Origin of the sequence: Pseudomonas taiwanensis, assembly GCF_013393345.1 — a bacterium.
In the GTDB taxonomy this organism is placed as follows: Bacteria; Pseudomonadota; Gammaproteobacteria; order Pseudomonadales; family Pseudomonadaceae; genus Metapseudomonas; species Metapseudomonas resinovorans_C.
On the sequence record NZ_QJRF01000045.1, the window covers coordinates 154,721 to 181,007 of the forward strand.

General features: G+C 64.0%; 24 protein-coding genes. 9 read left to right on the top strand and 15 right to left on the bottom strand.

What is annotated here, in order from left to right; genetic code table 11:
• The first annotated feature begins 145 nt into the window (after positions 1-145).
• Entirely contained in the window at positions 146-1,930 is a 1,785-nt protein-coding gene (locus DM872_RS09300) for an alpha/beta fold hydrolase (RefSeq protein ID WP_179059203.1), read from the top strand.
• Between the two features lie 189 nt (positions 1,931-2,119).
• The gene (locus tag DM872_RS09305; RefSeq protein WP_179059204.1) at positions 2,120-2,764 is read left to right on the top strand and encodes a cell wall hydrolase; all 645 of its coding nucleotides are present in this window, start codon (positions 2,120-2,122) and stop codon (positions 2,762-2,764) included.
• 28 nt (positions 2,765-2,792) lie between these two features.
• On the opposite strand, the gene DM872_RS09310 is transcribed toward DM872_RS09305, so the two are convergent.
• From DM872_RS09310 to araD1, 3 genes are all read right to left on the bottom strand, one after another.
• Positions 2,793-3,179, bottom strand: a complete 387-nt coding sequence (locus DM872_RS09310; RefSeq protein WP_179059205.1) for a VOC family protein — start codon at positions 3,177-3,179, stop codon at positions 2,793-2,795.
• Between the two features lie 147 nt (positions 3,180-3,326).
• Positions 3,327-4,907: an aldehyde dehydrogenase (NADP(+)) gene (locus DM872_RS09315; protein ID WP_179059206.1), complete on the bottom strand. Its 1,581-nt coding sequence runs from the start codon at positions 4,905-4,907 to the stop codon at positions 3,327-3,329.
• Positions 4,908-5,035: 128 nt separating this feature from the next.
• Positions 5,036-6,031, bottom strand: a complete 996-nt coding sequence (araD1, locus tag DM872_RS09320; protein WP_179059207.1) for an AraD1 family protein — start codon at positions 6,029-6,031, stop codon at positions 5,036-5,038.
• A gap of 104 nt (positions 6,032-6,135) precedes the next feature.
• Between araD1 and DM872_RS09325 the strand changes: the two genes are divergently transcribed.
• Both DM872_RS09325 and DM872_RS09330 read left to right on the top strand, forming a co-directional pair.
• Positions 6,136-7,077: a LysR family transcriptional regulator gene (locus DM872_RS09325; protein WP_179059208.1), complete on the top strand. Its 942-nt coding sequence runs from the start codon at positions 6,136-6,138 to the stop codon at positions 7,075-7,077.
• Positions 7,078-7,120: 43 nt separating this feature from the next.
• Positions 7,121-7,477, top strand: a complete 357-nt coding sequence (locus DM872_RS09330; RefSeq protein ID WP_179059209.1) for a 5-carboxymethyl-2-hydroxymuconate Delta-isomerase — start codon at positions 7,121-7,123, stop codon at positions 7,475-7,477.
• A gap of 8 nt (positions 7,478-7,485) precedes the next feature.
• On the opposite strand, the gene DM872_RS09335 is transcribed toward DM872_RS09330, so the two are convergent.
• The 4 genes from DM872_RS09335 to DM872_RS09350 all read right to left on the bottom strand — a co-directional run bounded on the left by DM872_RS09335 (position 7,486) and on the right by DM872_RS09350 (position 11,109).
• A complete protein-coding gene (locus tag DM872_RS09335) occupies positions 7,486-8,583 on the bottom strand; it encodes a DUF1615 domain-containing protein (protein ID WP_179059210.1) in 1,098 nt (365 codons plus the stop codon).
• 300 nt (positions 8,584-8,883) lie between these two features.
• Positions 8,884-9,243: a hydroxyisourate hydrolase gene (locus DM872_RS09340; protein ID WP_179059211.1), complete on the bottom strand. Its 360-nt coding sequence runs from the start codon at positions 9,241-9,243 to the stop codon at positions 8,884-8,886.
• Positions 9,240-9,746, bottom strand: a complete 507-nt coding sequence (locus tag DM872_RS09345) for a nucleoside deaminase (protein WP_179059212.1) — start codon at positions 9,744-9,746, stop codon at positions 9,240-9,242. The genes DM872_RS09340 and DM872_RS09345 overlap by 4 nt, the downstream gene beginning before the upstream one ends.
• Before the next feature lie 37 nt (positions 9,747-9,783).
• Complete coding sequence (locus DM872_RS09350) at positions 9,784-11,109, bottom strand: nucleobase:cation symporter-2 family protein (protein WP_179059213.1); 1,326 nt, start codon at positions 11,107-11,109, stop codon at positions 9,784-9,786.
• 159 nt (positions 11,110-11,268) lie between these two features.
• On the opposite strand from DM872_RS09350, the gene DM872_RS09355 reads away from it, so the two are divergent.
• Positions 11,269-12,183 (top strand): LysR family transcriptional regulator, encoded by a 915-nt coding sequence (locus tag DM872_RS09355; protein WP_077524594.1) that lies wholly within the window; start codon positions 11,269-11,271, stop codon positions 12,181-12,183.
• Between the two features lie 323 nt (positions 12,184-12,506).
• Positions 12,507-13,322 carry a gamma-glutamyl-gamma-aminobutyrate hydrolase family protein gene (locus DM872_RS09360; RefSeq protein ID WP_179059214.1) on the top strand — a complete coding sequence of 272 codons (816 nt, stop codon included), beginning with the start codon at positions 12,507-12,509 and terminating at the stop codon, positions 13,320-13,322.
• 128 nt (positions 13,323-13,450) lie between these two features.
• Here DM872_RS09360 and DM872_RS09365 read toward each other — a convergent pair whose 3' ends face one another.
• Positions 13,451-14,395, bottom strand: coding sequence for a YeeE/YedE thiosulfate transporter family protein (locus DM872_RS09365; RefSeq protein ID WP_179059215.1), 945 nt, complete (start codon positions 14,393-14,395; stop codon positions 13,451-13,453).
• 161 nt (positions 14,396-14,556) lie between these two features.
• Here DM872_RS09365 and DM872_RS09370 point away from each other — a divergent pair, with 161 nt between their 5' ends.
• Positions 14,557-15,042, top strand: coding sequence for a GNAT family N-acetyltransferase (locus DM872_RS09370; protein WP_179059216.1), 486 nt, complete (start codon positions 14,557-14,559; stop codon positions 15,040-15,042).
• 152 nt (positions 15,043-15,194) lie between these two features.
• Positions 15,195-16,145, top strand: a complete 951-nt coding sequence (locus DM872_RS09375; protein WP_179059217.1) for a phospholipase D family protein — start codon at positions 15,195-15,197, stop codon at positions 16,143-16,145.
• A gap of 329 nt (positions 16,146-16,474) precedes the next feature.
• On the opposite strand, the gene DM872_RS09380 is transcribed toward DM872_RS09375, so the two are convergent.
• Together DM872_RS09380 and DM872_RS09385 are read right to left on the bottom strand one after the other, a co-directional pair.
• Complete coding sequence (locus DM872_RS09380; protein ID WP_179059218.1) at positions 16,475-16,774, bottom strand: cell division protein ZapA; 300 nt, start codon at positions 16,772-16,774, stop codon at positions 16,475-16,477.
• Positions 16,771-17,001 carry a hypothetical protein gene (locus DM872_RS09385; protein WP_179059219.1) on the bottom strand — a complete coding sequence of 77 codons (231 nt, stop codon included), beginning with the start codon at positions 16,999-17,001 and terminating at the stop codon, positions 16,771-16,773. Before DM872_RS09385 ends, DM872_RS09380 begins: the two co-directional genes overlap by 4 nt.
• Before the next feature lie 227 nt (positions 17,002-17,228).
• Between DM872_RS09385 and DM872_RS09390 the strand changes: the two genes are divergently transcribed.
• Positions 17,229-19,592, top strand: a complete 2,364-nt coding sequence (locus tag DM872_RS09390) for a DNA polymerase II (RefSeq protein ID WP_179059235.1) — start codon at positions 17,229-17,231, stop codon at positions 19,590-19,592.
• 627 nt (positions 19,593-20,219) lie between these two features.
• Here the strand turns inward: DM872_RS09390 and DM872_RS09395 are convergent.
• The 5 genes from DM872_RS09395 to DM872_RS09415 all read right to left on the bottom strand — a co-directional run bounded on the left by DM872_RS09395 (position 20,220) and on the right by DM872_RS09415 (position 25,805).
• Positions 20,220-20,852, bottom strand: a complete 633-nt coding sequence (locus DM872_RS09395) for a response regulator (protein WP_179059220.1) — start codon at positions 20,850-20,852, stop codon at positions 20,220-20,222.
• 34 nt (positions 20,853-20,886) lie between these two features.
• Complete coding sequence (locus DM872_RS09400) at positions 20,887-22,233, bottom strand: cache domain-containing protein (RefSeq protein ID WP_179059221.1); 1,347 nt, start codon at positions 22,231-22,233, stop codon at positions 20,887-20,889.
• Positions 22,234-22,382: 149 nt separating this feature from the next.
• Positions 22,383-23,357 carry a GTPase gene (gene yjiA, locus DM872_RS09405; RefSeq protein WP_179059222.1) on the bottom strand — a complete coding sequence of 325 codons (975 nt, stop codon included), beginning with the start codon at positions 23,355-23,357 and terminating at the stop codon, positions 22,383-22,385.
• Positions 23,358-23,530: 173 nt separating this feature from the next.
• Positions 23,531-23,734, bottom strand: coding sequence for a YbdD/YjiX family protein (locus tag DM872_RS09410; protein ID WP_179059223.1), 204 nt, complete (start codon positions 23,732-23,734; stop codon positions 23,531-23,533).
• 13 nt (positions 23,735-23,747) lie between these two features.
• The gene (locus DM872_RS09415; protein ID WP_179059224.1) at positions 23,748-25,805 is read right to left on the bottom strand and encodes a carbon starvation CstA family protein; all 2,058 of its coding nucleotides are present in this window, start codon (positions 25,803-25,805) and stop codon (positions 23,748-23,750) included.
• Between the last annotated feature and the right edge of the window lie 482 nt (positions 25,806-26,287).

Here is a 26,287-nt window from a genome sequence, read left to right on the forward strand (position 1 = left end):
ACAGGTAATGCACCCCTTCCCCTCGTCGACCGAGGCTGCCCCTGTCATGAAATGAAAATCGCCTGTCGCGGGATGCAAGGCTGTCGACGCCTCATGGGGCCTAGAGTCGCTGTTGTTTCCCGAAGAAGAACAAAACGAGAGTTCCATGAGCAAATCCCCCCGCACGTCGAAGGCCTCGGCGGCCAAACCCCGCCCCGCAACTGCCAAGCCCCGTCGCCCCCGCAAGGAGGCCGACCTTCCGTCCCCGCAACACGAGCTGATCGGCACTGCGACAAACCAGACGCTGGCGGGTAATCCGCTGGTCAGCGTGCGCGCGGCGGACCTGGTCGGTTCGGCCGGCTACCTGCTCAAGGCGCTGGGCCAATCCCCGCTCAAGGCCAGCTCCCATCTGGGCGGATACCTCAAGGAACTGCGCGCCATCGTTGGCGGTTCCTCCACCATTGCGCCCGATCCCAAGGACAAGCGCTTCGCCGATCCGGCCTGGCAGTCCAACGTCTTCCTGCGGGGCCTGCTGCAGAGCTACCTGGCTGGCCAGGGCGAGCTCAACCGCTTCATCGAGTCCACTGATCTCCCGCCCATGGAAAAGAGTCGCGCCCAGTTCGTTGCGTCGCTCCTGGCCGACGCGGTGGCGCCCAGTAACTCGCCGCTGACCAACCCCGTCGCCCTGCGCAAGCTGGTGGATACCGGTGGTTTAAGCCTGGCCCGGGGCGTCCGACACTTCGCCCGGGACATGCTGAACAAGCGCGGGCTTCCAGAGCAGGTCGACAGCACGCCGTTCAAAGTCGGGGAGAACATTGCCACCGCCAAGGGCGAGGTGGTGTTCCGCAACGAGATGTTCGAACTGCTTCAATTCGCACCGACCACACCGAACGTCTATGCACGGCCCCTGGTGATGTCGCCCCCGCAGATCAACAAGTACTACGCCATCGACCTTTCGCCGGAAAAAAGCCTGATCAAGTGGATTCAGGACAGCGGCGTGAACCTGTTCGTCATCAGCTGGCGCAACCCCACCAGCGAGCACCGCGACTGGGGCCTCTCCCAGTACGCCCTGTGCCTCGACGAGGCAGTGGATGTGGCCTGCCAGATCACCGGCAGCCCGGACGTGAACATGTGGGGCTCCTGCTCGGGCGGTATCACCCTGGCGGCCTACCTCGGTTGGCTCGCAGCCCGGGGCGAAGGCCACAAGGTGGCCAATACCAGTTGGGCCGTGTGCGTGCTCGACATGCCGTCCGCACTGGACGACACCACCCTTGGGCTGTTCGCCACACCAGCCGCATTGCGCGCTGCCAAAGCCAGCTCGAAGCGCAAGGGCGTATTGAGTGGCCAGGACATGGCGCGCATGTTCGCCTGGATGCGCCCCAACGACCTGATCTGGAATTACTGGGTCAACAACTACCTGCTGGGCAACAAGCCGCCAGCCTTCGACATTCTCGCCTGGAACAACGACACCACCCGCCTGCCCGCCCAGTTGCATGCGGATTACCTCGACCTGGTCCAGCAGAACCCCTACAGCAACCCGGGCACCCTCTCGATTGCCGGCGAATCCATCGACATGACCCAAGTGAAGGTCGGTGCCTATGTAGTCGGCGGCACCACCGACCACATCACGCCCTGGCAAGGCTGCTACGGCACGGCGCGCCTGTTCGGCGAGGACGCTACCTACGTGCTGTCCAACGCCGGACATCTGCAGAGCCTGGTCAACCCGCCGGGCAACCCGAAGTCGTTCTACTACGCGGCGCCCGCCAGTTCCAGCGACCCGGAAACCTGGCTGCAGAATGCCGGCGAGCGCCAGCAAGGCAGTTGGTGGTCCCACTGGCGTGAGTGGATTCAGCAGCGCTCGGGCGAAAGCCTGGCCGCGCCGAAAAAAGCCGGTTCGCGCAAACATCCGCCGCTCTGCCCCGCACCCGGCACCTATGTCATGCAGCGCTGAAGGCGAGCACGACCTAGCGCCTCAAGCCCGCGCCGTTCGGGGGCTCCAGCGTTCTTCAATGGAATGAATGCGCGGGGCTGCAGTCTATCCCTCAAGCGGGTCGACCCAGCGGCTCGGACCCGCCGACTGCCGCCCCGTTCCTCGCTGTCACGTGGCGGCCTTGATGGCATGTCATCAGCGAGGTCCAAGATGCGCTGGATCCCCGGGTTCCTCTGCGTAGCCGTCTTGCTTCTGGGCGGTTACGCATCGGCCGCCGACACCGAGAAAGCCGAGGCGGCGGAAAACAAGGCCGAGGTGCTGGAAGAAAAGGCTGCCCAGGACCAACCGCCGTCCAGCGTCGAGGTCGCCCCCATCACCCCCAGCGAGGCGCAGGCCGTGGACCCGGCCGGCGCGGCGCCACTGGACGACGCCATCACCTGCCTCGCGCGTTCCATCTACTGGGAAGCCAAGGGCGAGCCACCCTACGAAATGGAGGCGGTCGCCAATGTGGTGATGAACCGGCTGGCCAGCGACGACTTCCCGGACACCGTCTGCACCGTGGTCAAGCAGGGCTCGGAGACCAAGAGCTGCCAATTCTCCTGGTGGTGCGATGGCCGCCCCGATGAAGTGGTGGAGGACGAACGTTACGAACTGGCCAAGGAGATCGCCCGCAAGGCGCTCAATGGCCAACTGAAGGATCGCACTGAGGGTGCGCTGTACTTCCACGACCGCACCGTTTCACCCGACTGGGCCCACGAGTACGCCAGGACGGCGCAGACCCGGCGCTTCCTCTTCTACAAGCCGAATCCGGGCAAGCAGCCGATTGCCAACGGCGCGGACAGGACGCAGCCCTAGCCGCGATTTCCGCTTAGCCTCCCTCGGTTCAAACCTGCTGGACGATCTGGATGAGGTTGCCGCAGGTATCGTCGAACACGGCGAGGATGACCGGCCCCATGGCGGTCGGCGGCTGCGTGAAGTGGACGCCGGCGGCGCTGAGCCGGGCGTGCTCGGCGTGCACGTCGTCGACACCGAAGGAGGTAAAGGGAATTCCATCCTGTTTGATCGCTGCCTTGAACGGCCCGGCAGCCGGATGCACATCCGGCTCCAGCAGCAGCTCGACGCCATTGGGGTCACCCGGTGAAGTGAGCGTGAGCCAACGATGGGCGCCCATGGGAATATCGTGCTTCAGCTCGAAGCCAAGCAGGTCGCGGTAGAAGGCCAGCGCCTTCACCTGGTCGTCCACCAACACGCTGGTCACAACGATCTTCATGAAAAGCTCCTCTCGGTGGTCAAGACCGGTCTCGGGGCGAAACGCTGAATGATAGCCACCCAGCTTCTTCGACCCCGGAAAGCACAGAACCTCCCCCAGCGCAGCGGACAACCGCAGCACCGGATGGAGGTTCTGAACCGCGCCGGATCAGATCGCGCTGCGCGTGCTTTCTCCGTCGACCAGGCGCTGGATGCCTAACGGATTGGCATCTTTCAGCGCGTCCGGCAGCAACGCATCCGGGTAGTTCTGGTAGCACACCGGACGCAGGAAGCGGTCGATGGCGAAGGTCCCGACGGAGGTGCCACGGGCATCCGAGGTGGCCGGGTAAGGACCACCGTGAACCATGGCATCGCAGACTTCCACGCCGGTCGGATAGCCGTTGAGCAGCAGGCGCCCGACCTTCTGTTCCAGCAGGCTGGAAAGCTCGCCGAAGCTGGCGAGGTCGGCCGATTCGGCGATCAGGGTGGCGGTGAGCTGGCCGCGCAGCCCTCGCAATGCACGCACGAGCTCATCCTTGTCGGCCACTTCGACGACCACCGTCGCAGGACCGAAGACTTCTTCCTGCAGCAGTTCATCCCCTTCCAGCAGCAGGCTCGCGTCGGCCTTGAACAACTGCGCCTGGGCCTTGCCGCCTTCCTGCGGGTTGCCCGCCAGATGGGTGATACCGGGATGACGGTGGAGGCCATCGAGACCGTGGCAATAGCTCTTCAGGCCACCGGCGTTGAGCAGCGTCTGCGCCGGCTGGTCGCCCATGAGGGCGGTGAAGCGTTCGAGGAAGGCGGAAAACTCTGGCGAGCGGATGCCGATCACCAGGCCCGGGTTGGTGCAGAACTGCCCGGCACCCAACACCACGGAGGCGGCCAGTTCTGTAGCCACCTTATCGCCACGGACCTTGAGGGCTTCGGGCATCAGCAAGACCGGGTTGATGCTGCTCATCTCGGCGAACACTGGAATCGGCTGCGGGCGCGCTGCCGCCATGTCGCAGAGGGCACGACCGCCGCGCAGGGAGCCGGTGAAGCCAACGGCCTGGATCGCCGGGTGCTTGACCAGCCACTCACCGACGCCGCCGCCGTAGATCATGTTGAACACACCGGCTGGCATGGCGGTTTTCTCTGCCGCACGGACGATGGCATCGGCCACCCACTCGGCGGTCGCCATGTGCCCGCTGTGGGCCTTGAACACCACCGGGCAACCGGCGGCCAGGGCGGCTGCGGTGTCGCCACCGGCCGTGGAGAAGGCCAACGGGAAGTTGCTGGCGCCGAACACGGCGACCGGGCCGACGCCGATGCGGTACTGGCGCAGGTCCGGACGCGGCAGGGGCTTGCGCTCGGGCAATGCGCGGTCGATGCGGGCGCCGTAGAAGTCGCCCCGACGCAGCACAGTGGCGAACAGGCGCATCTGGCCACTGGTGCGGCCACGCTCACCCTGGATGCGGGCGGTGGGTAGCGCGGTTTCGCTGCAGACAGTGGCGATGAAGTCGTCGCCCAGGGCGTCCAGTTCTTCGGCAATGGCGTCGAGGAACTCGGCGCGACGGCTGGCCGGCAGGCTGCGGAAAGCGGGATAGGCCGCCTCGGCGGCGCGGGCAGCGGCGTCCACCTCGGCCTCGGTGGCCTGGTGGAAAGCAAAGGGCAGCGCTTCGCCGCTGGTGGCATCGAAACTCTGCACGGTAACGGGGCCGGCGGCGCTGCGGCCGCCGGCGATGAAGTTGAAACCGGTGATGACGGTCATGCTCGTCTCCCTGACCTTGTGGGTTGAGGGTGGCCGCCGCGAGCGGTGGCCGGAAATGAATGAATCGCGTCAGGCACGCACCTCGTGGGTACGCGGCTTACAAGCGCGGGTGCCGCCGCTGGCGGCGCTTACAGGGAGCGGACAGCGCCGGGCGCCAGGTGCTCTTCTTCTCGGGCAATGCCGTTGACCAGGGGCGCGCCGAATTCGGCCATCTCGATCTCGAAACGGTCGCCCGGACCGGCCTTGATGCCGTCGGCAAAGGACAGGGTCGCGGTGCCGAAGTAATGCACGTGGACATCGCCCGGACGCAGGAACTGCGCGTACTTGAAGTGGTGGTATTCGAGGTTTTCCAGGCTGTGGCACATGTTGTCTTCGCCGGAGAGGAACTCCTTCTCCCAGATCACCTCGCCATTGCGCCGGATGCGACTGGTACCGGCCAGGTGCGCTGGCAGCTCGCCCACGCGCAGCTCGGGACCGTAGGCGCAGAAGCGCAGCTTGGAATGGGCCAGGTAGAGGTAGCTGCGGCGCTCCAGTACGTGGTCGGAGAACTCATTGCCCAGCGCATAGCCCAGGCGATAGGGCTGGCCGTCCTCGCCTACCACATAGAGGCCCACCAGCTCGGGCTCTTCTCCGGCGTCCTCGGCGAAGGCCGGCACGGGGAAGTCGGCGCCGGGTCGCACGACGATGCCGCCGTCACCCTTGTAGAACCATTCCGGCTGCGCACCGACATTGCCGGCGCCGGGTTTGCCGCCCTCCACGCCCCATTTGAACATGCGCATGGTGTCGGTCAGGGTGGCCTCGTCCTGGGCCTTCTGCTGGTGCATCTTGTCGCGGGTGGAGGCGCTGCCCAGGTGGGTCAGGCCGGTGCCGCTGACCAGGCAATGGGCCGGGTCTTCATGGTCCAGGGGCGGCAGTACGCGGCCGGCTTCCAGCAATTCGCGGTAGGCCGGACCGGGTTCGGTGCCACGGCTCAGGACTTCGTCCCGCAGGCTGCGGCCGGCGGCGATGGCGGCCAGGGCAAGGGCGCGGGTGCTGGCAGTGGCGCGCAGGACCTGGACCTGCTCACCCTCGATCACGCCAACATGGCGCTGGCCGGTGGCGGTCTCGAACTGGATCAGTCTCATGGCGATGACTCTCGTTGCGGGGTGTTGGCCGGGACTTTACGAATCCCCCGCCGGCCTGCCTAATGAGAGCTTCTGATCCCGCGATAACTTCTGGTCATCCCCCCATGATCGCTTCCCTCCCCGCCCTGGTTTCCCGCCTGCGCCTGAAGCAACTGCGTCTGCTCATCGCCCTCGATGAACAGGGTTCGCTGCACAAGGCCGCCGAGCAGGTCGCCATTACCCAGCCCGGCGCCACCAAGGCGCTGAACGAGATCGAAGCCGCCTTCGGCATGCGCCTGTTCAACCGCACCAGCCAGGGCCTGGAAGCCAACGACCTGGGCCGCTGCGCGATTCGCTATGCGCGCCTGATCCACACTGACCTGGCGCACCTGCGGGAAGAGATGATCGGCATTCTCCAGGGCCAGGGCGGTCGCCTTTCGGTGGGCGCGGTGATGGGCGCGGTGCCGCTGCTGGCACGCAGCCTGGAGCGACTGCGGGACACCCAGCCGGAGTTGTCGGTGGAGGTGGTGGAAGACACCAGCGCCCGTCTGCTGGGCCTGATCGACCAGGGCCGTCTGGACCTGGCCGTCTGCCGCACCAGCGTGAGCCCACGGCCCGACGCCTACGATGCCCAGGTGCTCTATGGCGAAACCCTGAAGGTCATGGCCAATCCGGCGCACCCGCTGGCGGGTGCCAAGGAGCTGGAGCTGGTGGAACTGGCCAACTACCCCTGGGTGGTATACCCCGCCAACATGCCCATGCGCCTGGTGCTGGAGCGCGAGTTCAGCCAGGCGGGGCTGGAGTTCCCGCGCTACCCGCTGGAGACCGCCTCGACGCTGACCACCGTAATGCTGCTGCGGCAGAATCCGCAGCTGATCGCCCTGATGCCTCGCGAAGTGGCGGACGAAGCGATCCACCTGGGCAGCCTCGCCTGCCTGCGCCTGCAACTGCGTTCGCGCAGTGAGCCCTTCTCGGTGGTGATGCGCCGGGGCGCGCCGTTGTCCGCGCCGGCCCGCTTGCTGTGGCAGGCCCTTGAGGCGGAAAGCGCTTCACAACCGGGCGCCTGATGCGCCCGGAACACGAGTACAACCTCACGAACAGGAAAGCCCCATGCCCCATCTCGTCATCGAGTACAGCGCCAACCTCACCGGCTTCGATGCCGCCGCCACCCTCGCCGCCTGCAATGGTTTCCTGGCTGACACCGGTCACTTCTCCGAAGCGGACATCAAGAGCCGCGCCGTACGCCATGAGCATTTCCTGGTGGGCGCCGCCAGCGACGGCCGGGGCTTCGTACATGCCACGCTGTGGCTGCTCTCGGGCCGTCCGGAGAACGTCAAGCAGGCGCTCTCCCGTGGCGTGCTGGAAGCCATCGAGCAGACCTTCAACAAACCCGATGGCCTCGACGTGCAGCTCAGCGTGCAGATGCAGGACATGGAGCGCAGCACCTATTCCAAGGCCTTCCTCTGACCTGTGGCTCAGAGCCCTGAGGCGCGCTTCATGCAGCCCTGGTAGCGCCCATCCACCCGCTCGGCAAACCACTTGGTGGTGAGCTTGCGGGTGATCTTCGGGCTCTTCAGGTCGATGCCCGGCATCACTTCGCGGGGCAGCTTGCGCCGCTCGATCTTCTCGGCCAGGGCGAACACCTGTTCGTACAGGTCGGTTTCCTCGAACTCCAGGGTGTCACCCTTGAGCAAAGCGCGACGGATGGCCGAGTCGCTGAGGTCCAGTTGTTTCTGCAAGGCGCGCACCGCGAGTTCGGTGGCGCCCGCCTTGCTGGAGCCGTGGATCACCAGGTCACCGTCCAGCTCCAGGGGAATGCCCGAGGCCAGGCTCACGGCATTCTGGAAGGCGGCATTGCGGCTGGCGTACCAGCCGGCGTTGAAGTCGGCGAAGCGGTACAGCTGCTTCGGATAGTGCGCCGGGTAGCCCAACAGGTGGGCGATGCCGAAGTACATGCCACCACGCCGGGTGAAGACCTCCTGGCGAATGGAACCCTTGACCGGGTACGGGTAGTCCTTCGCGCTGGCTTCGGCGAAGGCGATGCTCACTTGCATGGGGCCGCCGGTGTGCACCGGGTTGAAGTTACCAAACAGTTTCCGGCCCAGGGGCACCATGTCGATGAAGTCGTCGAAGATGGCGCTCAGTTCCTTCTCCGTACGTGCGGCGGACAAGCGTTGGTCGTAGGTCTTGCCGTTGGGTGAGTCGATCTTCAGGGCGGAATTCACCACGAAGGCCGGTACATGCAGGCCACCGGCGCGACGCAGGATTTCCTGCCGGGCGATCTTCGCCAACCCCGGCACGGGCGGGTCCACCTGGTAGGTGGATTCCTGCTCGGTGACTGCCAGCACCGCGCAAAGGTTGCTGTTACTGGGTGAGATGTCCTGCGCGGCGAAGGCGGCCTGGATATCAGCGGCCCAGCCCTGGCGATCCGTCACCTTGGCCGGCATCAGCTTCACGACCTTGGCACGCACCTCGGCCGGCCGCAGCACCGGCTCCTCCGGCCGTTGTGTACCGCAGGCGGCCAGGGTCAGTAGCGTGGCGAGGATGACGATGCGCGGGACGAGGTTGTTCATGAAAGGGGCTGCCTTGCGATTCATGTCGGAAAACATGGCATGAAAGACAGCTGCGGTGGGAGCGAATTCATTCGCGAAGCAGGACGCAGTCCTGCCGTAGGGCCTGCCCGCGAATCGTTGGGCTTCGCGTCGCTCAGCCACAACCTACAAGAGCGAACTGTGCCGATGTAGGGGCGAATTCATTCGCCAAGCAGGACGCAGTCCTGCCGTAGGTTGGTCTGAGCGCAGCGAAGCCCAACGAGGGCCTGGCATTGAATCGTTGGGCTTCGCGTCGCTCAGCCACAACCTACAAGAGCGCGGTCAAGCGCCGCCCCGGAAGCAGGAGAGGCCCCAGGCGGTGAGTTTGAACGGCAGGTGGTAATGCTGCTTGGCATCGGCGGTGCCGAAGCGATAGACCACTTCATCGAGGAAGGGCAGTTCGGGTAACTGCATCCCTCTTTTCCGATAGAAATCCGCCACCTTCAGACGCACTTCATAGACGCCGGGACGGCAGCGATCTACGAGTTGGGCTAGTTCTTCCAGCTGGCCGCTGGCGCTGACAGGGCCGGCGCAGATCAGCTCGCAAGCCTCCCCCTCCAGCCGTACCAGTCGCACCTCCAGTCCTTCGGCCACGCTGCCGCTGGCGACGTCCACCACATGGATGGAGATGCCGCCACTCACGACCAGAAGCCTTCATGGGCGGTAGCAGCCTCGGACTCCAGCATCGGCCCCAGCACCGCGACTTCGCGCTGGCCGCGGGCGAACACTTCGCGGCACGGCAAGGAGAAGGTGGGGTTTTCCGGATGGGCGCCGGTCAGTCCCAGCAGCGCGTGCTCCGACAGTGCGTAGACCACGCGCCCTATGCCGGTCCAGTACACCGCCCCGGCGCACATGCAGCAGGGTTCGGCGCTGGTGTAGAGGGTGCAATGGGCCAGTTCTTCCGGGCTCAGGATCTTGGCGGCCTGGGCGGCAGCGGCCAGTTCGGCGTGCTGGGTCGGGTCGCCTTCCGGCGGCATGGAGTTGTTGCCGGCCTGGGCGATCACCTTGCCGTTGCGGTCGGCCACAACTGCGGCGAAGGGATGGCGGCCGCGCTCGCGGGATTCCTCGGAGAGGCGGATGGACAGGCGCAGCAGTTCCAGGTCGAGGTCGTTGACGCCGGCGGGAACGAGGTTGCTGAAGGTCATGGGTGGCTCCTTGGCAGTAAAGGCGCAAATGCGCGAATCAGTCGGCCAGCTCGGCGGTTTCACCCTGGCTGGCGGGCGCCTCCCGGTTCAGCAGGAGGTTGAGGACAATGGCGCTCAGCGCGCCGAGGAAGATGCCGCTCTCCAGCACCAGGCGCAGCGCGCCGTGGAAGTGTTCGAAGAGGGCCGGGAAGGACATGGGCAGCACGCCGACGCTCACCGACACAGCCACCACCAGGGCATTGCGGGTGCCCTCGAAGCGCACGCGTGATAGCTCCTGGATGCCGGCCACCGTGGTCATGCCGAACATCACGATGGCGCAGCCGCCGAGCACCGGAGTGGGCACGGCGGCGATCAGCGCACCGAGCTTGGGGAACAGCCCCATGAGGATCATCAGCCCGCCCGCCGCTGCTACCACGAAACGGCTCTTGATGTTGGAAAGGGCGATCAGGCCAGTGTTCTGGGTGAAGGCGTTGTAAGGGAAGCTGTTGAACAGGCCGCCGACGATGGTGGAGAGGCCGTCGGCGCGGAAGGCATCGCCCAGGGTGCGCTGGGTAATGGTGCGGCCGGTGAGCTTGCCGATGGCCAGGCAGTTGCCGGTCGTCTCAGCCATGATCACCAGCATTGCCAGGGTCATGATCAGGATGGGTGTCAGGGAGAACTCAGGCGCGCCGAAAGCCATGGGTGCGGACAGCTCGAACCAGGCCGCCTCCCCTACCCGGCTGAAGTCGGTCATGCCAAAGGCGGCAGCAATCAGACTGCCAGCGAACAGCCCGATCAATACGCTGAGATTGCCGACGAAGCCCGAGAGTCGCGCATGGATTATCAGGGTGATGGCGACCGTGGCCAGGCCTAGCAGCAGGTTGGCGGGCGCACCGAAATCCTCTGCGCCGGGGTTGCCGCCGCCGAGCCAGATGGCCGCTGCCGGCATGAGGGAAATGCCGATAATGGTGATCAGGCTGCCGATCACCACCGGCGGGAAGAACCTCAGCAGGCGGCTGAACACCGGCGCCAGGGCAATGGTGATGAACCCGGCGGCGATCACCGCGCCGAACACCTGGGTCAGCCCGTAGGCCTTGCCGATCATGATCATCGGCGCCAGGGCGATGAAGGAGCAGGCCTGCACCAGGGGCAGGCGCGCGCCAAAGCGCCAGAAGCCGAGGGTCTGGATCAGCGTGGCAATACCCGAGGTGAGCAGGTTGGCGTTGATCAGCAACACCACGTCGGCGCTGGAAAGCCCAAGGGCGCTTCCGAGGATCAGGGGGACAGCCACGGCGCCGGCATAAAGCACCAGCACGTGTTGCAGACCGTAGGTAACGAGTTGGCGAACGGGAAGCAGCTGGTCCACCGGATGGGGATGGCTCATGGAAGGTACTCCTGCAAAGCAACGTGTTCTTGTTTTTGGGTGTGGGTTGCCCAGCGATTCGAGGAGGCAGTGCTGGCTTGAGGCGGATGATCCCCACTTGCTGGCGATGGAACAAATGAATAACCATCGCCTCCATCGATGGATCAAGGGAGCTTCGCCATGCGCTTTTCACTGGATCAGCTGCAGGTACTGGTCACCGTTGCCCAAGCCGGTTCCTTCTCGGCAGCCGCACGCCGTCTGGGCCGCACGCAGTCGACGGTCAGTGCCGCCATCGCCAATCTGGAAACCGATCTGGGCGTGGAATTGTTCGACCGTTCCACCCGCATCCCGGCACTGACCGCTGCAGGCCAGAAGCTTCTGCTGGAGGCCGAAGCGGTGCTGGAGCGCTGCCTGGCGCTGGAAGGACATGCCGACAGCCTGACGGAAGAAACCGAGCCGAGCCTGACCCTGGCCATCGAGGTGCCCTACAACACCGTGATGCCAGTACTGCGCGAGTTCGAGCAGGCGTTTCCTTATGTCGACCTGATCGTCCGCCACCCGGTCTATGGCGATGTAGCCGGCATGGTGCAGAAGGGTGAAGTCGAGATGGGTATTGCCTTCTCCCAACCGGAATATCCACGGGAACTGGAGTTCCAGCAGCTGGGCAAGCTGATCATGGTGCACGCCACCCACCCGTCACACCCGCTGGCGCAGCTTGCCCAGGTCAGCTTCGCCGACCTCCACGCCCATCGACGACTGGCCTTCAGCGCTCACGCCAGCAAGCTGCCGAGCAGTGAATACCTGCGCTCTACCCAACTCTGGCAAGCGGAAAGCTATATGGCATTGCTGGAGATGGTGCGCGCGGGCCTAGGCTGGGCCACCCTGCCCCGTCAACTCATCCATCGGGAGCTGGCCAACGGCGATCTGGTGGAACTGAACCTCGTCGCCTATCCGCATACGGACTGGCTGGTAGGCGTGGACCTGATCTGGCCGCGGCGGCAAGGCAGGGGCAAGGCCAAACGCTGGCTGCGGGAGCGGCTGATGCGGAACAAGGTGTTCGAGCTGGATAGCCAGGGCAAGGCGACGACGCTCTAGGACGAGACTTCCACGCGGGGCATGGGGTCCAGCATTCTGAACACTCGTTTTAGATGCTGAACCGAAAAATATTTTTCTCTATTCCGTAAAGTCTATATACATCAATAGCTTACCTATTGAAAACCGATAAAAATCGGCCATTATTTTTTACGCTTTTCGTCGGCTTCGTTTGACATATTAAACGGCTCTGGCAGGCTATATAGCAGGTCTCGACCGGAAATCGCCCCGACGATTGCCGGCAGTGCTCGAGATCTCAGGTAGCCCCAAACCTCATTGGCGCGCCTGCACAGCAACGATAGGCTGAGCCTGTCCCAAGGTGAAATATGTCCAACAGCAACATTGGCAATAAGAAACAGACCACTCGTAAACCGGTCGTCCTGATGTCCATGGGCGCCCAGGAACGCAAGGGCCACGACTACCAGGTGATGACCCACAAGTACATCGTGCCGCTGGTAGATATCTCCGAATGTGTACCGGTCCTCGTGCCCACCTGCTGCGGCACTGAAGACCTCGAGCAGTACCTCGATATGGCTGACGGCGTTTACCTCACCGGTGCCGGCAGCAACATCGACCCGACCCTCTACGGCCAGGAAAACCTGACCCCGGAGAAAGGTCAGGACAAGGATCGCGACCTCTTCGACCTGCCCCTGATCCGTGCTGCCCTCGAGCGCGGCCTGCCGATCTTCGGCATCTGCCGTGGCATGCAGGAAATCAACGTCGCCCTGGGCGGCGACATGTACCAGAAGGTCTATGCCGAGCCCGGCTTCAATGACCACCGCGAAAACACTGAAGATCCGGTGGACGTCCAGTACGCACCGGCCCACAGCGTGCGTGTGGAGCAGAACAGCTGGCTGCACAAGGTCCTGGGTACCGACACCATTCAGGTGAACTCGCTGCACGGCCAGGGCCTGAAAACCCTCGGCAAGGGCCTCGAAGCCATCGCCCGTGCCGAAGACGGCCTGGTGGAAGCCATTCACGCTCCAAAACTCTCGCCCTTCCTCTTCGCGGTGCAATGGCACCCGGAATGGCAGGCGGTGAAGAACCCCGACTCGGTGAAGATCTTCCAGGCCTTCGGTGAAGCCTGCCGCAAGCAGGTGGAGCGCAAGGCCAAGGGCAAGGCGTTCGATCACGCTGCCTGAGACTGCACCCGTTGAATGAAGAAGCCCGGCACTTGCCGGGCTTCTTCATGTCTGACTAACAGCTCGAGGCTGGTCCTGCTCTTGCAGGGTGCCGGGCCTCGCTCCGAACTCGGTGCGCACAGCGCACCCTACGACCTTACCCCCTGCCCCTTTCCCAGCTTCGCCAGCCAGAGCGTCAGCATCACCACCACGCACATGCAGGCAAAAGCCAGCCAGGCGTTCGGCCAGAGCAGCGGCATGCCGAACAGGATCAGGCTGTCATTGCCGCCAGGTACGAGGGTGGCGCCAAGCCCCATCAGTGCCCCGCCGCAGAAACACTTCAACAAGGCCAGGGGCGTCGGCCAGCGGTGCTCCCAGAGCCCGGCGCTCCAGCCACCCAGCAACGCCCCGGCGAACATCGCCGGCAGCAGCAGACCGCGCAGGCCCAGCGCCATGAATCGGCCGGTGGCCAGCTCAGCGAGGATATCGGTATAGGCCCAGGCGCCGACGCAGACGAACAGCAGGAGAAAGGCCACGCCGAGGACGATAGTGGCGTGGTGTGGCGACCAGATCGTTGCGTGCACTCCGCCGTTGTGCCGGTTCCAGGCCAGCCAACCCAAACGCGCCACCCATGCCGCGATAATCATGGGGACCAGGCCAATAGGCACCTGCTCCAACCAGTCGGGAATCATCGTCGGCATCACGGAGGTCATGCCGACATTGCGACCGGCCAGGGCGAAGCCTGCAAGGAACCCCGGGGGCGTTGCCAGCCAGGCCCATTGCCCGGAGCCGACCCGTGCCACGACGCCGAAGGCACATCCTCCATTGATGAACGCGCCGACGCCCAGCAACGCACCACCCAGTGCCGCATGCCAGTGCAAGGAAAGCCCCGTGGGCACCATCGGGAGGAGATCGAAGGCACGCAGCAGGACGAATCCACCCAGCACCCACAGGGACGTTTCCAGCAGCGCGCGAAAGCGGGCCCAGCGGCCTTTGTTCACCACCTCTTCCAGCGCGGCCACCATGCAGGTGCCACCGCGCTGCACGGCAAAGCCCATCAACAGGGCCAGGAGCACGCTCGCCAGCAGAATCACGCCCTCGCCCTCCGCAGGCCAGGTCTTACGCCAAGATTAGCGGACGCCCGGCGAGCGCGACCCGGCGGCGACGGTCGTCGCTCTCCATTGCCAAGAATGCCCTTCATGCGCTCCAGCAAAGCCTCTAGCATGGCCGCATCAACTGCCCATGGAGAGTTACCGTGACCATCGAAATCCGCCCAGCCCAGCCCGACGATGCCCAGCAGATCCTCGACTTCATCATCGAACTGGCTGTCTACGAGCGGGCTGGCCACGAGGTCATCGCCAGCGTCGAGGACATCCGCCGCACCCTGTTCACCGACAACGCCCCTTCGCGCGCGTTGATGTGCCTGAAGGACGGCCAGCCCATTGGCTATGCGGTGTACTTCTACAGCTACTCCACCTGGCTGGGCCGCAACGGCATTTACCTGGAAGACCTCTACATCACCCCGGATCAGCGCGGCATTGGCGCGGGTCGCCGCCTGCTGCGGGAAATCGCCCGCGAAGCGCGCGCCAACGACTGCGGTCGCCTGGAATGGAGCGTGCTGGACTGGAACCAGCCTGCCATCGACTTCTATCGCTCCATCGGTGCCCTGCCCCAGGACGAATGGGTGCGCTATCGCCTGGACGGCGACGCCCTGCGCGAGTTCGCCGAAAGCAACGGCTGAGGCCAGGAAATTCAGCCTTTCGCCTGGTGTTCCGGGCGACCCGCCGGGCGTCAAACACACTCGGCGGGCCCGCGAAGCATTTCGGACGCTGGTTTATGGCATTGCCTGTGCGAAAATGCCGAAATTGCAAAATAGATGTCGCTGGAGACTGTATGGAAATTCTGGATTACGAAGACAGCCTTGAAACCTATCTGGGCGAACTGAGCGGAAAGAAGATCACGATAGTTTCCGCCTTCGCCAGCGGCACCGAGCCCCTGATCGACCAACTGATCGAGAATGGCAACCAGCTGGACATCCTGGTCGGCACCATCAACTCGCTGACCTCACCCGATTTCATCGAGCACTGCCTCAACGAATCCAATCCTGATCTCGCCCTGACGGTGGACTTCCGCTACCAGGCGAGCGTGAACTGGAAGCTCTACCTGATCGAGCCGGATGTGGTCATCGTCGGCAGCGCCAACCTCACCCAGGTCGGCGTCAGCCTGGTGCGCGATACCTGCACTGTCATCACCGATGAAGCCCTGTACGACGCCTACCTGGCACGCGCCCAGGCGATCAAGGGCATCGAGGGTGTGATGGCCTGCAACCATGTCCAGGCCTTCGAAGATGCGCTGGACGCCTACAAGCAGAACCACCGCCGCATGCAGGCGGGCCTGGCGCGTACCGCCGAATACCTGGACAGCGAAGGCTGGCTGGGCGATGACACCAACCAGAGCATCCCGCTGTTCATCTGGTACAGCGACCATTCGCAGCAGTCCGAGGACGAGGCGCGCGATCACCTCAAGTCCAGCAGCGATGGCGTGGCCTGGGACGATGTCCGCGAGTTCTTCACCTACGAGTGTGCCGAAGGTGCCCTGCCCTACGAGGAAGGCGACGTGGTGCTGACCGCCCGCTGCAACGGCTCGCATATCGGCTTCTACACCTTCGACCGCATCCTCTACCGCGAAGGCACCTACTACATCTACGCCTACCGCAAGAAGCGCTACACCCAGCCGTTCAAGCTGGATGGCGACAAGGAACTGCTCAAGGAAGCGATTCCGGAGTGGTACGAAGACGGCCGCACCGAGATCAACCGCGCCGATATCTTCCGCGTCATCGGCTGATCCCGCTGCCAAGGGGACGGCTTCGCCGTCCTTTCGCGAATGAATTCGCCCCCACAAGGAAAGGCCAATCCGGCCCAGGCCCTGCGGGGGCGATCTCCATCTGTAGGGGCGATTTCAATCGCCAAGCGGACCGCAGGTTCGCCCTTCGGCCCCTCAAGGGGCAGCTACGCCGCCCTTGGCGAATGAATTTACCCCATCCCAGCGCCAACCCTGTGGGGGCGATTTCAATCGCTGAGCGGACCGCAGGTTCGCACCTAGGCCTTGCAGGGGGCAGCTTCGCAGCTAATGAATTCGCCCCCACAAGTAAAGCAATGAGCCGCCCAGGAATCTCAGGAACCGACGTTGTCCAATTGCTCGCGAATACGCCGGTTGAGCCTGGCCAGGCGTTGGCTGACATCGGCCGCATCATGGGGCCTGTCGGCGCCGTTCAGCTGGCGTGCGCAAAGGTTGAGCGCAGAAAGCACCACCAGTTCATTGGCGGTGACATAGGGGAATTTCTTCTTGTTGGAGGCGATCTCCGCCTGCAGCATCGCTGCCGCGTCCTGCAGCACCTGCTCTTCGCCGGCCGGCGCCTTGATGTTGTACTCGCGCCCCAGGATGCGCAGCACGCGGACGCTGTCGGTACTCATGCGCTGGCGCGGCTCTCGCTGACGCGACGGACCAGGGCCTGCAGACGCTCGGCGGCGGCGTTGTTCTTCTCTTCCTGCTCCATCATCGACAGCTGCAGGCTGTCGTTCTCTTCGCGGGCCTTGCGCAGTTCGGCGCGGATGCGTGCGTTATCGTCGGCGATGGCCTGGTTCTGCTGCAGCAGTTCGGTCACGAGCTGTTCGAGTTGTACGAGGGTATTGTCCAGCATGGGGTCGTCTCCCGGACGGGTGAAAAAGGCCGGGGAGCATAAAGAAAAGCCCCCTTTCTGGCCAGGAAAAATCAGGTTCTTCAGACAGGACGTATGCTGTCAATTCAATGGCTTAGCCAATTCTCTTCATGTCGAACAGAAATAATGGGGTGCACCTCGTTCGCCGCGCGCGACGGAACGATGACGAGTAGAATCCCGCGGTGAAAAAAGGTTCCGAGGTTGCGGTGGTGGAATTACAGCAGGGGTTCGTCCTGACCCGGCACTGGCAGGACACGCCGGAAGGGACGGAGGTCGACTTCTGGCTGGCCACCGATGCCGGCCCACGACAGGTGCGCCTGCCAGTCCAGACTTCAGTGGCGTTCATTCCCGCCGAGCATCGAGACCGCGCCGAGCCCCTGCTGCGTGGCGAGAAGGACGTGGAGCTACGCCCCCTCGCCCTTTGCGACTTCCAGCATCGTCCGGTACTCGGCCTCTACTGCAGCCAGCACCGCCAGTTGATGCGTCTGGAGAAGACCCTGCGCAAGGCCGGCGTGGATGTCTTCGAAGCCGATATCCGCCCGCCGGAACGCTACCTGATGGAGCGGTTCATCACCGCGCCCGTGCTCTTCGGCGGCACCCCGGACGCCGACGGCGTACTGCTGGATGCCCAGCTCAAACCCGCCCCTGACTACCGCCCGCGACTCAGGCTGGTATCGCTGGATATCGAAACCACCGAGCGCGGCGAACTCTATTCCATTGCCCTGGAAGGCTGCGGCCAACGCCAGGTCTACATGCTCGGCCCGGCCAATGGCGATGCCAGCGGGGTCGACTTCCAGCTTGACTACCGGGGCAGCCGCGCCGAGCTGCTGGAGGCCCTGAACCAGTGGCTGGCCGAACACGATCCGGACGCGATCATCGGCTGGAACCTGGTGCAGTTCGACCTGCGCGTGCTCCAGGCGCACGCCGAGAAGCTGAAGGTGCCCCTGTTGCTGGGCCGTGGCGGAGATCCCATGGGCTGGCGCGAGCACGGCAGCGGCAACAACCACTTCTTCGCCGAAGCCACCGGGCGCTTGATCATCGACGGCATCGAAGCCCTGCGCTCAGCCACCTGGAGTTTCCCCTCCTTCAGCCTGGAAAACGTCGCCCAGACACTGCTCGGTGAGGGCAAAGCGATCGACACCCCCTACCAGCGCATGGATGAGATCAACCGCATGTTCGCCGAGGACAAGCCCGCCCTGGCGCGCTACAACCTCAAGGACTGCGAGCTGGTCACGCGCATCTTCGAGAAGACCGAACTGCTCCACTTCCTCCTTGAACGCGCCACGGTCACCGGCCTCGCCACCGACCGCAGCGGTGGATCGGTTGCGGCCTTCACCCACCTCTACATGCCGCTGATGCACCGCCAGGGCTTCGTCGCGCCCAACCTCGGCGAAAAGAAGCCCGAGGCGAGCCCCGGCGGATTCGTGATGAATTCGCGCCCCGGCCTCTACGAGTCCGTCCTGGTGCTGGATTACAAGAGCCTCTACCCGTCGATCATCCGCAGCTTCCTGATCGACCCGGTGGGCCTGATCGAAGGCCTCCGGCAACCGGACGACGAACACTCCGTCCCCGGCTTTCGCGGCGGGCGCTTCTCCCGTACCCGGCACAGCCTGCCCTCCATTGTGGCGCGGGTCTGGCAAAGCCGTGAAGAGGCCAAGCGCGACGGCAACAAGGCGTTGTCCCAGGCGCTGAAGATCATCATGAATGCCTTCTATGGCGTGCTGGGCTCCAGTGGCTGCCGCTTCTTCGATCCACGCCTGGCCTCCTCCATCACCATGCGTGGCCACGAGATCATGCGCCGTACCCGTGAGCTGATCGAAGCCCAGGGCTACAGCGTGATCTACGGCGATACCGACTCCACCTTCGTCTGGCTCAATCGGCCCCACGAAGAAGACGAAGCGGCCCGCATCGGCCGCCATCTGGTCCAGCAGGTCAACCAATGGTGGCGCGAGCACCTGCAGCAGGAGTACGGACTCGAAAGCGCCCTGGAGTTGCAGTTCGAAACCCACTACCAGCGCTTCCTGATGCCCACCATCCGGGGCGCCGAGGAAGGCAGCAAGAAGCGCTACGCCGGCCTGGTGATACGTGCGGACGGCAGCCAGGAAATGGTCTTCAAGGGGCTCGAAACAGTGCGCACCGATTGGTCGCCGCTGGCCCAGCAATTCCAGCAGGAGCTCTACCAGCGCATCTTCAACCGCCAGCCATACCGGGAATACGTGCGCGACTACGTGCAGAAGACCCTAGCCGGAGAACTGGACGAGCTGCTGGTCTATCGCAAACGTCTGCGCCGCCAACTGGACGACTACACCCGCAACGTACCGCCCCACGTGCGCGCCGCACGCATGGCCGACGACTTCAACGACAGCCTGGGGCGTCCACGCCAGTACCAGAACGGCGGCTGGATCAGCTACCTGATCACGGTCAACGGTCCCGAGCCGTTGGAAACGCGCCGCTCCGCCATCGACTACGACCACTACCTGACGCGCCAGCTACAGCCCATTGCCGACGCCATCCTGCCCTTCGTGGGGGACGACTTCGCGTCGTTGATCGACAAACAGATGGTGCTGTTCTAGGCCCGGTTCCTACCCCCTTGTGGGAGCGAATTCATTCGCGAAACAGGACGCAGTCCTGCCGTAAACGCGCCAAGGCTCAGCATCGCTGCGTTGGACCCCGGTCAGCGATTGAAATCGCCCCCACAATGCCGAGGTCGCTGCATCTGTGGGGGCGAATTCATTCGCGAAGCAGGACGCAGTCCTGCCGTAGGTTGGGCAGAGGAACGAACCCCAACGCGCCAAGGTTCGGCATGGCTGCGTTGGGCCTCGCTGCGCTCGGACCAACCTACGGTTACTTCGAATGAACAACCTCGCCTTCGACTCGGCCCGGTCAGCGATTGAAATCGCCCCCACAATGCCGAGGTCGCTGCATCTGTGGGGGCGAATTCATTCGCGAAGCAGGACGCAGTCCTGCCGTAGGTTGGTCAGAGGAACGAACCCCAACGCGCCAAGGTTCGGCATGGCTGCGTTGGGCCTCGCTGCGCTCGGACCAACCTACGGTTACCTCAGATGAACAACCCCGCCGTCTTCCGCCCGGTCAGCGATTGAAATCGCCCCCACAATGCCGAGACCGCTGCATCTGTGGGGGCTAATTCATTCGCGAAACAGGACGCAGTCCTGCCGTTCGCCGGCGCGGCGTTCTGCATCTCAGATCGAGATCAGCCCATGCTCCAGGGCGTACTTGACCAGTGCGGCGGGGGTATCGATGTTCAGCTTGCGGCGAATGCTGAGGCGGTAGGTTTCCACCGTGCGCACGCTGATATCCAGTTCGCGCGCCACTTCCTTGTTGTTCAGCCCCTTGGCGAGCATCGACAGCACCTGCAACTCGCGCGGAGTCAATTCGTTCTCGTCGCGGACGTTGGTGGCCAGCTTGCGGGCGATTTCCGGGCTGTAGAAGCTGCCGCCGGCAACGATGGCTTCGATGGCGGCAATCAGCTCGGTGGAAGGTGCGTTCTTCAGCACGTAGCCGAAGGCGCCAGCGTTGATGGAGGTGCGCACGTACTCCTGGTTGTCGTACATGCTGAGGATCAGGATCTTGATGCCGGGATACAGGCTGCACAGCCTGCGGGTCAGCTCCAGGCCGTTCATGTCCTTCAGGCCGACATCCACCAGCAGCAAGTCCAGTTCGGTATTGGCTACCAGCTCCAGTGCCTCGGCACCGGACTCGGCCTGGGCCACCACGTCGAAGTGCGGCATCGCAGAGAGCAGGGATTTCACGCCATCGCGGACCAGCACGTGGTCGTCGATCAGCGCGATTCTGATGGGATTGGGAACGCTCATGACGGCCTCTTGGTTCGCCTGGAATTCGAGCCGTTCAAGCTCTCTGCACGGGTATCTCGACCTGGAGTTCCGTTCGGCCGTGAGAAGAGGAAATGGTGAATGCCCCGCGATGATGATCGACCCGTTCCCTGATATTTCTCAGGCCGATGCCGTGACTCCTGTCCACCAGGCCGGGATCGAATCCCACGCCGTTGTCTTCGACCCGCAGGACGATGGTTGCCTGGTTGGCGGCGAGCGAGATTATAGCGGCGCTGGCCCTGGAATGGCGCTCGATGTTGCCCAGGGCTTCCTGGATGATGCGGAACAGCGTGACGCGAACATCCATGCCGAGGCTGGCGTCGTCCAGGCCGCGCTCGTACTGGGTGCGGATGCCCGTGCGCTGCTCGAACTCATGAACCAGCTGGTCGATGGCCGGCGACAGGCCGAGGGTATCCAGCAGAGATGGCCGCAGGTCGTGGGAGATACGGCGGATTTCGCCGATGGCCTCGCCGAGACGCGCCGTGCCCGCGCGCAGGTTCTCCAGCCCCCTCTCCCGCCCGTTCTCCAATTCCAGGCTGGCCAGTTCGAACTGGAACTTGATCGACACCAGTTGCTGGCTGATGCCGTCGTGCAACTCACGGGAAACCCGTGAACGTTCCTCTTCCTGCAGGTGGACGATGCGCTGGTTGAGGGCCGACAACTTGCGGTCGGCCAGGCGGTGTTCGGTGAAGTTCAGCATCAGGCCGCCGGTGAACACCACCAGGATCGCGATCAACGAGAAGGAAGCGATCGCCAGCACCGTGGTCAGCACCCCCGTGGCCACTTCCTGGCGCGACTTGAGCGTCGCCACCTCCACGTCGTCAATGTAGATGCCGGTGCCGAGCATCCAGCCCCAACGGTCAAGCATCACCACATAGGAGAGCTTTTCAGTCACCTGGCGGGTGGAGGGCTTCTCCCAGGCGTAGAGCTGGTAACCGTCGCCCCGTTCGGCGCTCTCGAGCAGTGCCTGGATCACCGGCAGACCGTTCCTGTCCTTCATCCCGATGAGTTCCTTGCCCACAAGATTCGCCTGCCGCGGATGCATCAGGTTCTTGCCGTGGCGGTCGTAGACGAAGAAGTATCCGTCCAGCCCGAAGCTCGCCCGCGACAGCATGTGCAGTGCTTGCTGACGCGTTTCCTCGTCGTCGCGACCGCTCTCGTACAGGGGCGCGATCAGGCTCAGGGCGAGTTCCAGGTAGTTCTTCAGTTCGGCCTTCTTGGCCGCCATGATGCTGCTCTCTACCAGCCGGGCCTGTTCTTCCTCCAGTTTCTGGCTCTGGGCAAAGACCAGCACGCAGATGAAGAGCACCGACGCGATGAGTGGCAGTACGCTGAGCGTCACGATCTTGTGCTTGAGTTGCATGGTCACTCACTTCACCACGTGGCCGAAACCGCGAGCGTCATCGTAGGGTGGAAGTCGCTTTTCACTTCCACCGCTGGTGCCTGGATCGAGGCCGATGGTGGATCGGTGAAGCGTGATCCACCCTACGAAAGCCCTGTGTGCTGGCGATGTCACACCTGCGACGCTTCGAACCCGGCGCGAATCTTCTCTTCCGGCAGCTGGTCGCCGATGAAGACCATCACGCTTTCGCGCGCCTCGCCTTCCTGCCACTCGGTGTCCCAGTCGAAACCGTAGAGCCGCAGCACGCCCTGGAATACCAGGCGACGGGGTTCACCCTCGACGCAAAGCACGCCCTTATAGCGCAGCATGGAATTGCCGTGCTCTTCCAGCAGCCCCTCCATGAAGGCACTGAGCCGGTCCATGTCCAGCGGGCGTTCGCTTTTCAGCACCAGGGTGCCGATACGGTCAGGGGTGCCAGCCGGGCTCAGGGGCCGCAGGGTCAGCGCCGGGCCGACATCGGCATTGAGGTTGAAACCGCGCACATCCAGCAGCTCGGCGAGATCGATGCGGCCATGGTCCACCACGCGGATCGGGGCGCGGCGGTTGATGCGTGAAAGGCGTTCGCAAAGGGCATCGAAGTGCGCTTCGTCCACCAGGTCGCGCTTGCTCACCAGGATGCGGTCGGCAAAGCCCACCTGGGCCTGGGCGATGGTTTCCTGCAGGTGGCGCTCGGCGTTCACCGCGTCCACCAGGGTGATGATGCCGTCCAGCACATAGCGCTCGCAGAGTTCCTCGTCGGCGAAGAAGGTCTGCGCCACCGGCGCCGGGTCGGCCAGGCCGGTACATTCGATCACCAGCCGATCGAAGGCCAGTTCACCGGCGTCCAGGCGCTCCAGCAGCAGGAACAGCGCCTTCTCCAGCTCGACATGAATCGAGCAGCAGACGCAGCCATTGGCCAGGGTCATCACCTGCACCGGGTCGTCGCCGAGCAACTGGCCGTCGATGGGGGTTTCGCTGAACTCGTTCTCGATCACGGCGATCTTCAGGCCGTGCTCGGCCTTGAGGATGTGCTTCAGCAGCGTGGTCTTGCCGGCACCGAGGAAGCCGCTGAGCACGGTGACGGGAATGGGGAGATGGACAGACATCGGGCAATCCTCGAAATCAGGTTTCAACTCGTCGGAGCGAGGGGGACGCCGAGTTCTTGCTCACGAACAGTGCTTCGCGAGCAAGCTCGCTCCTACAAAAAAATGGATCCGGGGGACGACCGGAAACAAGAGCGCCACGACAGGCGTGGCGCTCAGGTTACCGCATCAAGAGTTCAACAGCAGCGCACGGGGCGTCCACTGCCGCCGCCGTAGCGGGCGTCCTGCCGCTCGCGGAAGAACTCCTCGTAACTCATCACCGGCTTGTCCGGGTGCTTGTTCTGCATGTGCTCGACGTAGTTGTCGTAGTCAGGCATGCCCACCAGCATGCGCGCGGCCTGCCCAAGGTATTTCCCCATGCGGCTCAGGTCATTGAACATGCTCGCGGCCTCCTCAAGCGTCCGGAATCGGCTGGAATGGCGATTCCTTGTCGGTGCGCTCGGTCTTCATCCAGGCGCTGCGTCCCACCTTGATGGCGAAGAACAGCACGCTGGTCACGACGAAGAGGAACAGCACAGTCAGGGTCGCGTTGGTGTAGGCGTTGAAGATCACGTGCTGCATCTGGCCCATGTCCTTGGCCGGAGCCAGGATCTGGCCGGCGGAAGCGGCATCGCTGTACTTCTTCGCCAGGGCCAGGAAGCCGACGGCCGGGTTCGGGTCGAGCAGCTTGATCAGGCCTGCAGTGGTGGTGCAGATCAGCAACCACACAGCCGGTACCAGGGTGACCCAGACGTAGCGTTGGCGCTTCATCTTGATCAGCACGACGCAGCCCAGCATCAGGGCGATACCCGCCAGCATCTGGTTGGAGATGCCGAACAGCGGCCACAGGGTGTTGATGCCACCCAGCGGGTCGATCACGCCCTGGTACAGCAGCCAGCCCCACATCGCCACGCAACCCGCGGTGGCGATGACGTTGGCGGTCCAGGACTCGGTTCTCTTCAGGGCCGGAACGAAGTTGCCCAACAGGTCCTGCAGCATGAAGCGACCCGCACGGGTACCGGCGTCCACCGCGGTGAGGATGAACAGCGCCTCGAAGAGAATCGCGAAGTGGTACCAGAAAGCCATGGTGTTTTCGCCCGGCAGCACCTGGTGGAGGATCTGCGCGATGCCCACGGCCAGGGTCGGCGCACCACCGGCACGGGCCAGGATGCTGTGCTCACCGATATCGGTGGCGGTCTGCTGGAGCACTTCCGGGGTGATGGCAAAGCCCCAGCTGCTGACGGTAGCGGCAACGGTGTTCACGTCGGTGCCCACCAGCGCGGCCGGGCTGTTCATGGCGAAGTACACGCCCGGCTCGATCACCGAGGCAGCGACCATGGCCATGATGGCGACGAAGGACTCCATCAGCATGCCGCCGTAGCCGATGTAGCGGGCGTGGGTTTCGTTGGCCAGCAGCTTGGGCGTGGTGCCGGAGCTGACCAGCGCATGGAAACCGGATACCGCACCACAGGCGATGGTGATGAACAGGAACGGGAACAGGGTGCCCTTCCACACCGGGCCGGTGCCGTCGACGAACTGGGTCAGCGCCGGCATTTTCAGCTCGGGGGCGAGGATCAGGATGCCGATGGCCAGGCCAACGATGGTGCCGATCTTCAGGAAGGTCGACAGGTAGTCACGCGGGGCAAGGATCAGCCACACCGGCAGCACGGCGGCGACGAAGCCATAGCCGATCAGCATCCAGGTGATCTGCACGCCGGTGAAGGTGAAGGCCGGGCCCCAGACCGGGTCGGCGGCCACGATGCCACCCAGCCAGATGGAGGCCAGCAGCAGTACCACGCCGATGATGGAAATCTCACCGATGCGGCCCGGGCGGATGTAGCGCATGTACACGCCCATGAACATCGCGATCGGGATGGTCGCCATCACGGTGAACATGCCCCACGGGCTTTCGGCCAAGGCTTTCACCACGATCAGGGCCAGCACCGCGAGGATGATGATCATGATCAGGAAGCAGCCGAACAGGGCGATGGTGCCCGGAATCCGGCCCATCTCTTCGCGGACCATGTCCCCGAGGGAGCGGCCGTTACGGCGGGTGGAGAGGAACAGCACCATGAAATCCTGCACCGCCCCGGCGAGGACCACACCGGCGATCAGCCAGAGCGTGCCGGGCAGGTAGCCCATCTGTGCGGCGAGTACCGGGCCCACCAGCGGGCCGGCGCCGGCGATGGCGGCGAAGTGGTGACCGAAGAGGATGTGCTTGTTGGTCGGGACGTAGTCCAGGCCATCGTTATTGAGCACGGCAGGTGTTGCGCGGGTGGCGTCCAGCTTCATCACCTTGTTGGCGATGAACAGGCTGTAGTAGCGGTAGGCAATCAGGTAGATCGCGGTTGCAGCAGTAACGATCCAGAGGGCGTTGATGGCTTCGCCCCGACGCAGTGCCACGGTACCCAGCGCGAATGCGCCAAGCAGGGCAACGGCGAACCAGGCGATTCGGGAAGCCAGTTGAGTCATTGAATTGTCTCCTGCCGCTGGGGGTCACCTGCGGCGGCTTTTGTTGTTGTTTATGCCCGGATAGGGGCAGCCGACACTATCGGCGGGTAGCGACTACGGAGAAATTCGCACAACTACGAAGCACGGCTACGTAATACTACGTAGCCAGCACGCCCCGTCTCGGGGCGCCAGGCATTCCTGTGGGGGCGATTTCAATCGCTGAGCGGACCGCAGGTGCGCCCCTCGATCTTGCAGAGGGCAGCTTCGCCGCCCATAGCGAATGAATTCGCCCCCACAACAAGCGGCGACGCTGTGCTGATCCTGTGGGAGCGATTTCAATCGCGATGCAGGTCAACAATCGGCCTCGTAGCCCCTGGGACAGCTTCGCTGCCCTTTCGCGAATGAATTCGCTCCCACAAGGAAAAGAAATCCGATTCCCGGCACAAACCCTGTGGGGGCGATTTCAATCGCTGAGCGGACCGCAGGTGCGCCCCTCGATCTTG

Bases quoted from the DNA above. Each gene is read 5' to 3' on its own strand.
- DM872_RS09355 (WP_077524594.1), top strand. From the start codon at position 11,269: ATGCGCTTTTCACTGGATCAGCTGCAGGTACTGGTCACCGTTGCCCAA.
- DM872_RS09315 (WP_179059206.1), bottom strand. From the start codon at position 4,907: ATGACCGTCATCACCGGTTTCAACTTCATCGCCGGCGGCCGCAGCGCC.
- DM872_RS09330 (WP_179059209.1), top strand. From the start codon at position 7,121: ATGCCCCATCTCGTCATCGAGTACAGCGCCAACCTCACCGGCTTCGAT.
- DM872_RS09415 (WP_179059224.1), bottom strand. From the start codon at position 25,805: ATGACTCAACTGGCTTCCCGAATCGCCTGGTTCGCCGTTGCCCTGCTT.
- DM872_RS09300 (WP_179059203.1), top strand. From the start codon at position 146: ATGAGCAAATCCCCCCGCACGTCGAAGGCCTCGGCGGCCAAACCCCGC.
- DM872_RS09395 (WP_179059220.1), bottom strand. From the start codon at position 20,852: ATGAGCGTTCCCAATCCCATCAGAATCGCGCTGATCGACGACCACGTG.
- DM872_RS09360 (WP_179059214.1), top strand. From the start codon at position 12,507: ATGTCCAACAGCAACATTGGCAATAAGAAACAGACCACTCGTAAACCG.
- DM872_RS09350 (WP_179059213.1), bottom strand. From the start codon at position 11,109: ATGAGCCATCCCCATCCGGTGGACCAGCTGCTTCCCGTTCGCCAACTC.
- DM872_RS09385 (WP_179059219.1), bottom strand. From the start codon at position 17,001: ATGCTGGACAATACCCTCGTACAACTCGAACAGCTCGTGACCGAACTG.
- DM872_RS09400 (WP_179059221.1), bottom strand. From the start codon at position 22,233: ATGCAACTCAAGCACAAGATCGTGACGCTCAGCGTACTGCCACTCATC.
- DM872_RS09325 (WP_179059208.1), top strand. From the start codon at position 6,136: ATGATCGCTTCCCTCCCCGCCCTGGTTTCCCGCCTGCGCCTGAAGCAA.
- DM872_RS09305 (WP_179059204.1), top strand. From the start codon at position 2,120: ATGCGCTGGATCCCCGGGTTCCTCTGCGTAGCCGTCTTGCTTCTGGGC.
- DM872_RS09345 (WP_179059212.1), bottom strand. From the start codon at position 9,746: ATGACCTTCAGCAACCTCGTTCCCGCCGGCGTCAACGACCTCGACCTG.
- DM872_RS09380 (WP_179059218.1), bottom strand. From the start codon at position 16,774: ATGAGTACCGACAGCGTCCGCGTGCTGCGCATCCTGGGGCGCGAGTAC.
- DM872_RS09410 (WP_179059223.1), bottom strand. From the start codon at position 23,734: ATGTTCAATGACCTGAGCCGCATGGGGAAATACCTTGGGCAGGCCGCG.
- DM872_RS09310 (WP_179059205.1), bottom strand. From the start codon at position 3,179: ATGAAGATCGTTGTGACCAGCGTGTTGGTGGACGACCAGGTGAAGGCG.
- DM872_RS09335 (WP_179059210.1), bottom strand. From the start codon at position 8,583: ATGAACAACCTCGTCCCGCGCATCGTCATCCTCGCCACGCTACTGACC.
- DM872_RS09375 (WP_179059217.1), top strand. From the start codon at position 15,195: ATGGAAATTCTGGATTACGAAGACAGCCTTGAAACCTATCTGGGCGAA.
- yjiA (WP_179059222.1), bottom strand. From the start codon at position 23,357: ATGTCTGTCCATCTCCCCATTCCCGTCACCGTGCTCAGCGGCTTCCTC.
- araD1 (WP_179059207.1), bottom strand. From the start codon at position 6,031: ATGAGACTGATCCAGTTCGAGACCGCCACCGGCCAGCGCCATGTTGGC.